The sequence below is a fragment of the Pedobacter sp. NJ-S-72 genome (genome assembly GCF_053890575.1).
In genome coordinates this window covers 3,827,637-3,839,962 of sequence record NZ_CM132681.1, presented here as the reverse complement: position 1 = coordinate 3,839,962, position 12,326 = coordinate 3,827,637, and the positions used below count along the sequence as shown (strand labels likewise).

The window sequence follows — 12,326 nt, the reverse complement described above, 5'->3', positions numbered from 1 at the left end:
AATTATTTTGAATAACATATCTTTGTTTTATGATCAATAACAAACTTATTACCTTTTTTATCTTCTTTACTTTAATAATTAGTAAGGCGCAGGGCCAATCAGAATTATTACCATTGGGACATGATCTTAATAACAAGTTAGGTCGTGATATATATTTCAATAGTTCTAAGAGTAGCCATTCTGATATACTACCTTATATTGTAAGTGATATTGATACTTTAGGGAAAGACAGTTTGTTGAAACGCGTTATGCCATTACAGCAAGACTGGCAAAGTAAAAACTGGATTTTCAGGAAAATTTTTTCAAGAGCATTTGATAGAAGTAAATAATAAGGATTACTCTTTTTACCTGGATTTTCTTCCTGATATGCAGATCGGTCGGCAGGGAAGTGATCAAACATGGTTAAATACAAGAGGTATTGAAATTGGAGGGAAAATAGGGAAGAAGTTTTCGTTTACTAGTCATTTTTTTGAAAATCAAGGCAAATTTGCTGGTTATATAACAGATTATATCAGAGTAAATAAAGTTGTTCCGGGTCAGGGATTTGCGAAAACATTTGGTCCAAGGGGATTTGATTATGCTTATTCAGGCGGAACTTTATCTTATACCCCATCAAAATATGTAAATTTTCAGTTAGGGTATGATAAAAATTTTATCGGTGATGGTTACAGGTCGTTATTGCTATCTGATAATGCTTTTAATTATCCATTCTTTAAAGTAACAGCAACATTAGGTAATGTTCGTTATATGGCTATGTGGGCTCAGTTTATTGATTTATATGATACCCCGTTTGATGATGAAACTCCCTACCCAAAAAAATATGGTCTTTTTCATTATTTGAGCTGGAATGTAACCAAACGATTGAGTGTTGGGGTATTCGAAAATATAATGTGGAAACCAAGAGGATTTGATTTTAGTTACGTGAATCCATTGATGTTTATGAGACCAACTGAGTATGCAAATGGTTCACCTGATAAAGTTCTTCTGGGATTTAATGCCAGTTATAAAATAGCTGATCGTTATGTTGCTTACGGACAGTTAATGATTAATGAGTTCACTTTTAAGGAAGTATTTGCTAATACAGGATATTGGGCAAATAAACAAGGCGGACAATTGGGTATCAAAGGATTTGATGTTTTTAAGGTTAAAAAACTTAATATCCAGATTGAAACCAACAGAGTAAGGCCTTATTCTTATTCGGCAACTGATCACTATAAAAATTACGGTCATTATAATCAGCCTTTAGCTCATCCATACGGAGCAAATTTTGCTGAATATTTGGGGATTGTTAATTATAGTTATAAAAGGTTTGAGGTCAGATTGCAACTTAGTTCTGCTACATATGGTTTAGATATGAATGGTCTTAATTATGGTAAAGATATTTATAAATCATATAGTACGCGTGTAGATAATTATGGGGTTAATATAGGACATGGATTAAAAACAAGCTTACTTTTTGCTGATGCAAAGTTGGGTTATATCCTGAATCCTAAAAACAATCTTCGTTTGGAATTTGGAGCATCTTATAGAAAAGAAAGTAATAGTCAGTTGAACGATAGGCAACGTTTTTTCACAATAGGCCTGCGCTCTTCGTTTAGAAATATTTATACAGATTTTTAGATTTTGAAGACACTAATCTGATAGATCGTTCATTATTTAGGTCATGTGTCCGGGGCATATTTAAAATGATCTTTAAAAATATATTTTTATATTTTTAAAGATCATTTTATTAGAATAGAAAATTTTAAAGGAATTTGAGACGTATTTTTAACTAATTTCGACGCTAATTAACGAATCTGAATAAATCTATTTAATCATTTTAATAAATGAACATTGTTAAAATGAATTTGGTATGATTTTTTGATTAAATTAGCGGATTACTAAAATATAAAATCTTGTTCAGTCAGATAAACATAGTACCCAGATGGATAATATTTACGCTTGATTTAACGATATGTTTTATATCGTTGACATTAGCATATCTAATCAAAAGAAATTTTGACTTATCTACATTAGATTATGTAGAATTTAGTCGGAATGTATTGGTTACAACTGTGATCAGTACATTGGTTTTTTTTTTTAAAGTCAAGACTTTTTCTGGTATTATCCGCTATACAAGCGCCCAGGATACTTTCCGTATTCTTTATGCCGTAATTGTTATTAACAGTACGTTCTTTCTGGTTAACATGGCCTTTGTGGCTACTGGCAATCCAGCGATAATCCCAAATAGTATACTTATTATCAATGGTCTTTCCAGCTTTTTACTCTTAATAACCTACCGTGTCCTGATCAAATATTTCTTTATCTATATCAATAAAAAAACTTGAAACTTGATAAGATCAGAGTGATGATTTACGGAGCTGGCGAAGCCGGAGTAGCAACTAAAAGAACTTTTGACCATGACCCCCATGTCAACAAAAATATAATAGCCTTCGTAGATGACGATCAGCGGAAAATGGGTAAAACCATAGACGGGATTAAAATCCTTGACGCTAAAGACCTGGTAAACCTTATTGTAGAACATCAGCTTGATGAAATCATCTTTGCTTCATACACGATTCCTAAGGAACGTAAAAACCAAATCGTAGATGTTTGTCTTGAAAACGGAATCAAAGTCTTAAACATTCCGCCGCCAAACGTATGGACGGATGGAAAACTGCAGCCAACTCAAATTAAGAAACTAAACATCGAAGACTTGCTAGATCGCAAGTCTATCCACATTGATATTGAAGGAATAGGGCATCAGCTAAAAAACAAGCGTATCCTCATTACCGGTGCCGCAGGTTCTATAGGAAGTGAAAAATTGTACGTCAGCTGACTAAATTCGAAGTAGGTCTGATCATTTTATGTGATCAGTCTGAAACAGCGTTACATGAATTATACCTGGAACTAACTGAAACTGCAAAGAATCAGAACTTCCATGCCTTTATAGGTGATGTGCGTGATGAAAAACGGATGGAACACTTATTCAGCACTTTTAAGCCTCACTACGTCTACCATGCCGGCGCATATAAACATGTACCTCTGATGGAAGATAATCCTTGTGAAGCCATTAAAACGAATGTGCTGGGTACAAAAACAATCGCGGACAAGGCTGTGAAGTACGGTGTACAGAAATTTGTCATGATTTCTACAGATAAAGCTGTAAACCCGACCAATGTGATGGGCGCTTCTAAAAGAATTGCCGAAATCTATGTGCAGTCGCTTAACAATTCTCTTCATAACAATAATCATATTTTCAGTAATGGATTAAGCTATATCAATGAACTTGATGTGAAGCCAATTACTAAATTTATACTACGTTTCGGAAATGTTTTAGGATCTAACGGATCGGTAATTCCAAGATTTAAACAGCAAATTGAAAAAGGAGGGCCGGTCACTGTTACCCACCCTGAGATTACCCGTTATTTTATGACCATACCCGAGGCTTGCCGTCTTGTGCTTGAAGCAGGTTGTATGGGGACTGGCGGTGAGATTTTCATTTTTGATATGGGTAAATCTGTGAAAATCGTTGATCTGGCTAAAAAGATGATTCAGCTAGCAGGACTTGTACCCAATCAGGATATTCAAATTGAATATTCAGGACTCAGACCAGGTGAAAAACTATTCGAAGAACTATTAAATGATAACGAGAATACGATGCCTACACATCATGAGAAAATTATGATAGGTAAAGTAAGAGAGTACGCATTTGATGAGATCCAGCTTCAGATTTATGCATTGATAGAACATGCTAAAAGATGTGATGATCTGCAAGTCGTTACATTAATGAAAGAACTGGTTAAAGAGTACAAAAGCAAAAACTCTATTTTTTCGAAGATCTGGATGTGAAATCCTAAGATTCTAAAAAACAATCAATTTACCGTTTAATCCAAAGCTTTAAAGCTTCACCTGTAATATGCTCCTCTCTTTTATAAGAGGCAGGAACATATTCGTTATTACAGTGAAAAGTTGCTAGTCTTGTGCCAGAAGGCCGTTCTGAGAGCATTTCGTAAAATTGATTAAAGTACTCATTGTAGATATCTTCAGAACAATCTATCAGATTATCAATCGGTTTATAATGGAACAGGTTTTCACTGAAAGAGTTGTAAAAATAAATGTGGTCATAATTCTCCATATCCAATTCATTGAAATTAGCATGAATGAACTGGACATTAGTAGTCTTTGTTGCATTTTGGGCAATAATCGCCTCGTCTATTAAGGCTTTTCTCTGCTCCACACCATGAAAAATATGGTTGGGGAAAATATGAGCAGCTACAATGCAAAATTTACCTACACCGCTTCCTATATCAAGAATGTTTTTTCCAGCCTCGCCCCCTGTAAGGTAAGCAGCGGCTTTTTTGGCAATTTCAATTGGAGTCCAATGGATAGAAGACAGCTGTTGTGCCCTTAGCGAGTATAAACTGTCAAATGCTGCATCGCTTGAAAAATTGTCAATCATAGTAATTTCGTGCTCCCTGCAAAGATACTGTGTAATTTTATCAATGCTATTAATCACTCTACAAAAAAGATGGAGTAACTTTTGCTATTTTATATTCAAAATTTTAAAATTCTATGGATACAACAAAACCTTCTCTTGTCATTTTAGCCGCAGGTATGGCTAGCAGATATGGAGGAAATAAACAAACTGAATCTTTTGGTCCTTCGGGAGAAACTATAATGGAGTATTCTATTTATGATGCGGTAAAAGCCGGATTTGGGAAAGTAATATTTATTATAAGAGAAGAGTTTTCAGCTCCGTTTAAAGAGGTTATAGAGCCAAAATTAAAAGGCAAAATTTCGACAGGATACGTGTATCAATCACTGGGAGAGCTTTAGTGGAGGCAGGCAAATCGCTGCAGACAGAACAAAACCATTCGGAACCGCACACGCTTTACTATGCTGTAAGGAAATATTAGATGGGCCATTTGCCGTAATTAATGCTGATGACTTCTATGGTTTTGATGCTTTCAAACAAGCATATAATTTCCTGACTACAGCTATACAAGTAAATAAATATGCATGTATTGGTTATGAATTGAAGAATACATTAAGTGATAACGGATCAGTAACCCGTGGAGAAATCAATGTTAATGCACAAAGTGAAATTGTAAGTATTACAGAGCGTAAAGAAATCTTTAAAGAAGATGGTAAAGCATTTACTAAAATTGGCAACTCCATTGTAGAATTACCGCTGGATACCAAGGTAAGCATGAACTTCTTTTGTTTCACACCAGATTTTGTAAACTGGTCTGAAGAAGAATACTATAAATTTCTGGATAAGAACAGAACTGAGCTTAAGTCCGAGTTCCTTATTCCGGAAGTTGCAGATATACTGATTAAATCTGGTGAGGGTGTTGTTAAGATGATCCCTACACAGGCGAAATGGTTTGGCGTAACATTTAAAGAAGATGCACCCGTAGTGAAAGCTGCATTGCAGAAACTAGCAGATGAGGGTGTTTATCCTATTAACCTTTGGGCGTAATTTATGTTTTCACTCAGAGCATATTGGTGGAAAGTTAAACGTCAGATTGAACAGGCGGTGCTGAGGAATTCAGATCCTTCAGAAGAAGAGCATGTTTTTTGGCGTAAACGACTTTTTACCAATATAATCAGCTATGGTTTTATCGTTAGTATCATAGCATTTATCTCTTCGGTGACTTTCGGTTTTTTTGCAGGCAGCACAATAGTCCAGTGGTTTAACATGGTTTTTGTATTTGCTTTATTATCAATTATTTTCAATAAGAAAATTATGATCCATACCAGGAAAATATTAGCATTGTTTCTTTTGTACGTGCTGGCGATCATTTACATAGCAATTTTGGGTTCAGAGGGGGGCCAGGGGTACTTTATCTGATTATTATTACGATATTTTCTGCTATGATTTTCCCGCGCCCGGCTGCTTACTGGCTTGTTGGGCTCAATGTCCTGATCTGTGCAGGTTTTGGTGCTGTAATACAATATAAACTATTTGAAAGCCCTCTTTTACAGAGCTATGATTTGCCTTTGTGGGCTTCATATTCTGGTAACCTTATTTTTGTAAGCCTGATTAGCGTCATGCTGATTAGTAAAGTCTTAAATGGTCTGGAGCAGACTATAAAGAAAGAAGCAAGTCTCATTTCAAGACTTGATGCCTCAGAGCGATACTTTAGGAATACTTTCGAAGCGAACCCGGTTCCCATGTATGTCTTTGATATGGAAAATGGCAAATTCCTGCACGCAAATGAAGCTGCCTGTAATAAATACGGATATACAAAAGAGGAATTCCTTCAGATGAATATTGTTGATATTCGCCCCCAATCAGAAAGCAGTAAATTAATGGACCTGCATAGTATGATCAAAAACAGAGATTATTCTGGAATATTAATCCATATCAATAAAAACAAAGAAGTTTTTCCAGTTGAAATCGAAACTAATACCATTCGTTTTGAAGAAAGAGAAGCACGTTTAGTATTAGCCACCGATGTATCAGAACGGATAAATTATATCAAGGAAATTGAACGTCAGAACAAAGATCTGAAAGAAATTGCATGGATACAAAGCCATATGGTAAGAGCACCTTTAGCGAATATTATGAGTTTGACCGAGTTTTTAATCAAATATCCAGGAGAAGACACCCAGGAAACTTTGAACTTTTTAAATGACTCTTCGCAAAAGCTAAATATGGCAATTAAATCTATTGTAGGACAGGCTGGGGGCTCTGGTTTGACAAGTTAACAAGCTCCCCTTTGAAAGTGATAGTGAATGTCGTTCCTTCATTGACTTTACTAACAACATCAATATGGCCACCCAGAGAAGTGATTTGAGACTTAGTAATAAAAAAAGCCCACGCCATTTCCATTGATATGATTGTGAAAACGCTGATGAAGGCCGAAGAGTTTGTCCTTGTTTGTATCCATATCAATACCCATTCCATTATCTGAAAAGGTTAACGTATATGTATTATGATCATCTTTGGCTAGATTGACCCTGATCTCCAATTGTCTGCTATGCAGCCGATACTTAATTGCATTCGATAACAGATTCATTAATATGCTTTCCAGATAGCTTTTATTAAAAAGGATATGATTACAATCAAAGTTGGAAATCAATACAACCCCCAGCTGTTTGATCTGCTCATTAAATGAATGACATACTTTTTCAAATACCTTTTGAACATTAATCTTTGTAACTTTTACTCCCTGGTTGTCTTTGAGTGTCAGGATGTGTGTAAGGTCGAAAACCGTTTCACTTAGCCTGTCTGTAGAACATTTAAACAAGTCAACTATTCCCTTATTATAATCATCCAGTAGATCAATCTCCAGAATGTTAATCAAGCCTATCAGATTGGCAGATTGGCTAACGGTGTTCTCAGATTATGTGAGATAATATAAACGAACTGATTGAGGTCCTGATTTCTTTTTGTGAATTCCTGGATCAGTAAATTTTGTTCATTTTCACTAACGATCCGGTCCGTAATATCATTAAACCTGATCATTAAAGCCTGGATAGTATCATCAAGCATATTTGTAACTGTCCCTTCTATCCAGCGATAATCACCTTGCCTGGTTTTGTTCCTGAATTTTAAATTAGCTGTTGCACCTGAAGAGGCTAATACCAGCTGAAATCTTTCTGTTGCACCACATAAATCTTCCGGGTGAATATTATCTGTAATATTGATTCGCAAATACTCTTCATTGCTAAAACCAAATAGTTGTTCAGCAGCTGTAGAAACGTGAATAAAGTCACCATTTTTCTTTGTAAAAAATATTAGATCGTTACACTTTTCAATGATACTGAGAAAGTTCTTATTCATTTCAGCGTACGCGATCATATGTTCGGCCTTATATCCTGTCTGATGCCTAAAGTTTTGTGTCATAACTATTTAAAACTCTAAAATATTCAAACATCCTGACAATTTCTCAATTTTTTTGAAGATAGTGAATAAAATGATCGGGCTTTATTCACATATATATTGAGATGATGAATAAAAAGAACAGCTGTTTACTTTTGAGCAGGATTGAATGTGGAGAAAAAATTCTATCTTGGATAAATGATCACAAGGCCTTTTCTTTTTAATAAAAGAATCAATCTAATAACTAGCTTTGTGTCGTCAAAATTGTTGACCGAAACCTGCATATGATTAATATCCCATCACTTAGGAATGAAGCTGACAGAATTGCTGCGCTTTATGTGTTGGAAATTTTGGATACTGGTGAAGAACAGGAGTTTGATAATATAGTCAAACTTGCTGCTATTATAACGCAGGCACCAGTTTCTGCTATTACTTTTGTAGATAAAGACAGAATCTGGTATAAAGCAAAAAAGGTACAGACCTCAAAGAAACGCTAAGAGATATAATTCAGTAGTAGCTGAGTCCTTTCCGTTTTTTATTGCTATACCTATTGTTGTTGATAAGAGTCTGGTAATCGGACACTTAAGTGTAGCAGGGCCAGTGCAGGTTACCCTAAATCGGGAACAGCATAAAGGGCTCGCTTTACTGGCACAGCAGGTGACTAGTCTGTTGCAATTGAAACTGCCGGTAATTAATAATAGTATCAAAGAATTTTACGAAAGTATACTGAATAATATCCCTCAGGATATTGTTGTTTTTGATGCAGACCACAAATACCTCTTCGCTAACCCAATGGCGATTAAAAATGAAGAGTATAGAAAGTTCATTATCGGAAAGGACGACTTTGAGTATGGTACTTTCCGGAACCGCGATCCAAAAATTGCCATGGCAAGGCGGGAGCAGTTTCTGGAAGTGAAGAACACAGGAAAAGCTATAGGATGGGAAGAAAGTCAAAAAGATCCTGAAGGAAATAATATCACATTTCTGCGAAGGATGTTTCCTATGCCTATGCATGATGAAAAAGGGAATTTTATCATGGTTATCGGTTTTGGAATAGATATTACGGAACGCAAACTGCTCGAAGAGAAGCAAACCATGATTATGGAACAGCTGGCTATTCAGAATACGCAACTGATAGATTTCTGTAATGTGGTGTCGCATAATTTGCGCGGGCCATTAATTAATATGGCAATGCTGGCTGAGTTTATACAAGAAGCTGAGGACGCCGAAGAACAAAAATTACTGGTCTCAAAACTGGAACCTGTAATCGAAAACCTGAAAAGTACATTTAATGAACTGGTAGAATCTATACAGATCAGACTAGATAGAGACATCAAGCTGGACAGGCTTAATTTTAGTACCTGTCTTCAGGAAGCCCTTGATGGATTATATGTAGAAATTCAAAAGGCAAAGGCTAAAATTAAGGTCAATTTTGAAGATGCCCCAGCTGTATTATATCCGCATAAATATCTGGCCAGTATATTTTATAACCTGATTAGTAACGCAATTAAATATCAATCGCCTGAAAGACAGCTTTCTTTAAACCTTGCTTCTAAAATGAAAGAAGGAAATATTGTATTAACTGTTCAGGATAATGGTTTAGGCATAGATCTTGTGAAACATAAAGACAATATTTTTAAAATTGGAAAGGTATTCCACCGTCATCCGGATGCTAAAGGCCTGGGGCTATTTATGACCAAAACGCAGGTAGAGGCTATGGGAGGTAAAATTTGGGTCGAGAGTTTTCCCGATCAGGGATCTATTTTTTCTATAGAATTTGTAAATCAAAATATGAATTGGTGATGAAGAAAGTATATCTCATTGATGATGATGATATTTTTGTATTTCTTACAAAAAAAAAAAATGATGTTGAAAGTGTCTGAAAATGTTGAAGTTGAAGTTTTTTCAGACGGGCTTCAGGCAATCACCCATCTTAAAGAAATTCAGGGTAAAGAAGAATTGTTACCTGATATTATTTTCCTGGATTTAAACATGCCAGTCATGGATGGCTGGGAGTTTTTGACTGAATATCAGGAACTATATCCTTCTTTTGCAAAGAGAAATGAACTCTATATTGTCTCTTCATCCATCTCTCCACATGAGATGGAGCGGTCAAAAAGCATAAATGAAGTTTGTGAATTTATTATCAAGCCATTGGTTAAAGAAAAGTTTCTTGAAATTCTAGAAAATTTATAGTTTTAGAGGATGTTTCAATCCCATTCTGTCAACCTGGATATCTTAAAGAAAAGAGCATTTAATTTGCGTTGGGCTACTGTTGATGAGGGAGTTATCCCGCTAACAGCTGCCGATCCGGATTTCCCGAGCGCACCCGAAATTGCAGAATCTATAATTCGGTTTACAAAAGATAGATACCTCTCTTATGGTCCGCCTGCAGGATTACCTGATTTCAAGGAAAGTCTGGCTGCCTATTTCTCTAATAAACGTAAAATTCCAGCTAATCCAGCCTTTATTTTTCCGGTAGACAGTGCTGCTTTTGGTATTTATTTAACCTGCAAAGCTTTTCTTTCACCAGGCGATGAAGCAATTATTTTTGATCCCGTAGATTTTCTTTTCCGATACTCAACTGAGGCAGTAGGCGGTGTGGCTATTCCATTCGCTATTCCCCCGGGATCTGATGCCGTTGATTTTGATCATCTGGAGCAATTGATCACAAGTAAAACCCGTATGATTTGTCTCTGTAATCCCTTGAATCCAACCGGAAAGGTTTTTAAAAAGGATGAATTGCTCAAATTGGGTGAGATTGCCTGTAAGTATAATCTGGTCATCTTATCAGATGAAATATGGAGTGATATTGTTTATACCCCTCATATATATACAAGTATAGCGTCGTTAAATGAAGAAATCAGAAACCAGACCGTAACAGTAACCGGTTTCAGTAAATCTTACGGCCTTGCTGGATTACGAATAGGGGCGGTAATGGCGTCTAATCAGGCACACTACGATCGTCTTTTCGAAGTTTCTCTTCATGGTTCTACTATTCATGGTGCCAATATACTTTCGCAGGTTGCAGCCACAACAGCACTCAATGAATGCGGCTACTGGCTGGATGATTTTCTGGTGCATCTTCAAAAAATGAGAGATATAACAGTTGCAGCACTGAATGCCACACAGGGATTTAAGTGTATCTCTCCTGAAGGCTGTTATGTTGCATTTACTGATATCACAGGTACAAAGAAGACCAGTAAAGAAATCTATCAGCTTTTATTGGATAAAGCTAAAGTTGCTGTAGTACCAGGTGCTAAGGAATGGTTCGGTGAAGGTGCCGAAGGATTTATCAGGATGAGTTTTGCAACTTCAGAAGAAATCCTTGGAGAAGCTTTGCACCATATAAAAACTACGGTAAATAATCTATGAAAATAGTTGTTTTAGGTGGAGGTATCGCTGGATTATGTATGGGGATTTACCTCCATCAACATGGTATTGATGTTAGCGTAAATGAAAGACAGACATTTACCGCTGTTGGTGGGCACGCTTTCCTGATGCATCATGATGGTATCGCTGTACTGAATGAACTAGCCGCAAACAGTAACCATCAGCTTCCCGGTAAGCCAGTGGATACTTTTGTACTCAGAGATTCAAACGGACATATAATTGCTGAAAAAACGCTGGAAGACTGGCAATGTTTTAAGCGTACAGATTTACTCGCCTGTTTACATCAGCTTCTACCCGAATCCAGGCTCAATAATGAGCGTATATTTTCTCATTTTATATATGAGCAGGACAAGATTGTCGCAGCCGAATTTCTCGGTGGAGACCGGGAGTATGGCGATCTGTTTATTGGAGCTGATGGTGCAAATTCGGTAGTCCGCCGTCAGCTATTCGGAGAGGTGAAATTTGAATCAGGTAAAGTAAAAGAGGTTGTCGGAATAGTACAGCATGCAGAACTTGCCGCAAGGCTTCTGGGTAAATTCACTAAATTTCAGCAAAAAAACAAAGGACTTTCCTTTGGACTGATTCCTACAACAGGAGTAGAAATGGTGTGGTTTATGCAATATGACCCATTATTAGCTGATATTCCTGAAGGTGTCTATGAGCGGTCTTCTGAAGCTTACCATGAACATCTCCGGGAATTATGTCAGCATCTGCTGAAAGATTTTCCCGCTGAAGTACAAACTGTGTTAAGACATAATGATTTTAAGACCAGTTATATCTGGAATACAAGGGATTTCGATCTGCTTCCCGACTTTCATTATCAAAATGTAGTGTTGATAGGGGATGCAGCGCATGTGGCACTGCCATTCACCAGTGCAGGCACAACCAATGCCATGCTCGATGCAAAGATTTTGTCGCGGTGTTTATTTAATTATTCGGAATTAAACACTGCATTTACTGCCTATTATCAATCCAGAGCAGAAAGTATCAGAGAACATGTCAGTTTGGGTAGAGAATTAAGAGATTCTTTTCTAAGTTCCTCATCTTTAGGCACTATTCCACTCATTAGCAACGCATTAAAATAGTATTTATTTCCCCTGATCCGCTTCGTTTGTGAATG

Annotated in this window: 14 protein-coding genes and 1 pseudogene; 12 read left to right on the top strand and 3 right to left on the bottom strand. The window is 36.5% G+C overall.

Features of this window, described 5'->3' with window-relative positions; all coding sequences use genetic code 11:
• Positions 1 to 29 precede the first annotated feature (29 nt).
• The 3 genes and pseudogenes from ACWYN3_RS25445 to ACWYN3_RS25435 all read left to right on the top strand — a co-directional run bounded on the left by ACWYN3_RS25445 (position 30) and on the right by ACWYN3_RS25435 (position 3,831).
• Positions 30 to 329, top strand: a complete 300-nt coding sequence (locus ACWYN3_RS25445) for a hypothetical protein (RefSeq protein WP_456216883.1) — start codon at positions 30 to 32, stop codon at positions 327 to 329.
• The gene (locus ACWYN3_RS25440) at positions 313 to 1,620 is read left to right on the top strand and encodes a hypothetical protein (RefSeq protein WP_456216882.1); all 1,308 of its coding nucleotides are present in this window, start codon (positions 313 to 315) and stop codon (positions 1,618 to 1,620) included. The genes ACWYN3_RS25445 and ACWYN3_RS25440 overlap by 17 nt, the downstream gene beginning before the upstream one ends.
• A 275-nt stretch (positions 1,621 to 1,895) precedes the next feature.
• Positions 1,896 to 3,831, top strand: a pseudogene (locus ACWYN3_RS25435) (polysaccharide biosynthesis protein).
• Positions 3,832 to 3,859: 28 nt separating this feature from the next.
• Here the strand turns inward: ACWYN3_RS25435 and ACWYN3_RS25430 are convergent.
• The gene (locus ACWYN3_RS25430) at positions 3,860 to 4,441 is read right to left on the bottom strand and encodes a methyltransferase domain-containing protein (RefSeq protein ID WP_456216881.1); all 582 of its coding nucleotides are present in this window, start codon (positions 4,439 to 4,441) and stop codon (positions 3,860 to 3,862) included.
• Between the two features lie 113 nt (positions 4,442 to 4,554).
• On the opposite strand from ACWYN3_RS25430, the gene ACWYN3_RS25425 reads away from it, so the two are divergent.
• The 4 genes from ACWYN3_RS25425 to ACWYN3_RS25410 all read left to right on the top strand — a co-directional run bounded on the left by ACWYN3_RS25425 (position 4,555) and on the right by ACWYN3_RS25410 (position 6,696).
• On the top strand, positions 4,555 to 4,818 hold the full coding sequence (locus ACWYN3_RS25425; protein ID WP_456216880.1) for an NTP transferase domain-containing protein: 264 nt from the start codon (positions 4,555 to 4,557) through the stop codon (positions 4,816 to 4,818).
• Positions 4,819 to 5,017: 199 nt separating this feature from the next.
• Positions 5,018 to 5,464 carry a hypothetical protein gene (locus tag ACWYN3_RS25420; RefSeq protein ID WP_456216879.1) on the top strand — a complete coding sequence of 149 codons (447 nt, stop codon included), beginning with the start codon at positions 5,018 to 5,020 and terminating at the stop codon, positions 5,462 to 5,464.
• Between the two features lie 3 nt (positions 5,465 to 5,467).
• Positions 5,468 to 5,836: a hypothetical protein gene (locus tag ACWYN3_RS25415; RefSeq protein WP_456216878.1), complete on the top strand. Its 369-nt coding sequence runs from the start codon at positions 5,468 to 5,470 to the stop codon at positions 5,834 to 5,836.
• Between the two features lie 23 nt (positions 5,837 to 5,859).
• Complete coding sequence (locus ACWYN3_RS25410) at positions 5,860 to 6,696, top strand: PAS domain S-box protein (protein WP_456216877.1); 837 nt, start codon at positions 5,860 to 5,862, stop codon at positions 6,694 to 6,696.
• 92 nt (positions 6,697 to 6,788) lie between these two features.
• Here the strand turns inward: ACWYN3_RS25410 and ACWYN3_RS25405 are convergent, their stop codons facing one another.
• Positions 6,789 to 7,295 carry an ATP-binding protein gene (locus ACWYN3_RS25405; protein ID WP_456216876.1) on the bottom strand — a complete coding sequence of 169 codons (507 nt, stop codon included), beginning with the start codon at positions 7,293 to 7,295 and terminating at the stop codon, positions 6,789 to 6,791.
• 5 nt (positions 7,296 to 7,300) lie between these two features.
• Positions 7,301 to 7,792: a PAS domain S-box protein gene (locus tag ACWYN3_RS25400; protein ID WP_456216875.1), complete on the bottom strand. Its 492-nt coding sequence runs from the start codon at positions 7,790 to 7,792 to the stop codon at positions 7,301 to 7,303.
• Between the two features lie 305 nt (positions 7,793 to 8,097).
• On the opposite strand from ACWYN3_RS25400, the gene ACWYN3_RS25395 reads away from it, so the two are divergent.
• From ACWYN3_RS25395 to ACWYN3_RS25375, 5 genes are all read left to right on the top strand, one after another.
• Positions 8,098 to 8,310 carry a hypothetical protein gene (locus ACWYN3_RS25395; protein WP_456216874.1) on the top strand — a complete coding sequence of 71 codons (213 nt, stop codon included), beginning with the start codon at positions 8,098 to 8,100 and terminating at the stop codon, positions 8,308 to 8,310.
• Between the two features lie 103 nt (positions 8,311 to 8,413).
• Positions 8,414 to 9,616 (top strand): sensor histidine kinase, encoded by a 1,203-nt coding sequence (locus ACWYN3_RS25390; RefSeq protein ID WP_456216873.1) that lies wholly within the window; start codon positions 8,414 to 8,416, stop codon positions 9,614 to 9,616.
• 60 nt (positions 9,617 to 9,676) lie between these two features.
• Positions 9,677 to 10,009: a response regulator gene (locus ACWYN3_RS25385; RefSeq protein WP_456216872.1), complete on the top strand. Its 333-nt coding sequence runs from the start codon at positions 9,677 to 9,679 to the stop codon at positions 10,007 to 10,009.
• 9 nt (positions 10,010 to 10,018) lie between these two features.
• Positions 10,019 to 11,188 carry a pyridoxal phosphate-dependent aminotransferase gene (locus tag ACWYN3_RS25380; RefSeq protein WP_456216871.1) on the top strand — a complete coding sequence of 390 codons (1,170 nt, stop codon included), beginning with the start codon at positions 10,019 to 10,021 and terminating at the stop codon, positions 11,186 to 11,188.
• On the top strand, positions 11,185 to 12,291 hold the full coding sequence (locus ACWYN3_RS25375; RefSeq protein ID WP_456216870.1) for an FAD-dependent monooxygenase: 1,107 nt from the start codon (positions 11,185 to 11,187) through the stop codon (positions 12,289 to 12,291). The genes ACWYN3_RS25380 and ACWYN3_RS25375 overlap by 4 nt, the downstream gene beginning before the upstream one ends.
• Positions 12,292 to 12,326: the final 35 nt, after the last annotated feature.

What these genes read in the sequence shown, in the direction of transcription:
- ACWYN3_RS25385 (WP_456216872.1), top strand. Translation starts at nt 9,677, where the DNA reads ATGATGTTGAAAGTGTCTGAAAATGTTGAAGTTGAAGTTTTTTCAGAC.
- ACWYN3_RS25395 (WP_456216874.1), top strand. Translation starts at nt 8,098, where the DNA reads ATGATTAATATCCCATCACTTAGGAATGAAGCTGACAGAATTGCTGCG.
- ACWYN3_RS25410 (WP_456216877.1), top strand. Translation starts at nt 5,860, where the DNA reads ATGATTTTCCCGCGCCCGGCTGCTTACTGGCTTGTTGGGCTCAATGTC.
- ACWYN3_RS25445 (WP_456216883.1), top strand. Translation starts at nt 30, where the DNA reads ATGATCAATAACAAACTTATTACCTTTTTTATCTTCTTTACTTTAATA.
- ACWYN3_RS25415 (WP_456216878.1), top strand. Translation starts at nt 5,468, where the DNA reads ATGTTTTCACTCAGAGCATATTGGTGGAAAGTTAAACGTCAGATTGAA.
- ACWYN3_RS25380 (WP_456216871.1), top strand. Translation starts at nt 10,019, where the DNA reads ATGTTTCAATCCCATTCTGTCAACCTGGATATCTTAAAGAAAAGAGCA.
- ACWYN3_RS25375 (WP_456216870.1), top strand. Translation starts at nt 11,185, where the DNA reads ATGAAAATAGTTGTTTTAGGTGGAGGTATCGCTGGATTATGTATGGGG.
- ACWYN3_RS25425 (WP_456216880.1), top strand. Translation starts at nt 4,555, where the DNA reads ATGGATACAACAAAACCTTCTCTTGTCATTTTAGCCGCAGGTATGGCT.
- ACWYN3_RS25400 (WP_456216875.1), bottom strand. Translation starts at nt 7,792, where the DNA reads ATGATCGCGTACGCTGAAATGAATAAGAACTTTCTCAGTATCATTGAA.
- ACWYN3_RS25430 (WP_456216881.1), bottom strand. Translation starts at nt 4,441, where the DNA reads ATGATTGACAATTTTTCAAGCGATGCAGCATTTGACAGTTTATACTCG.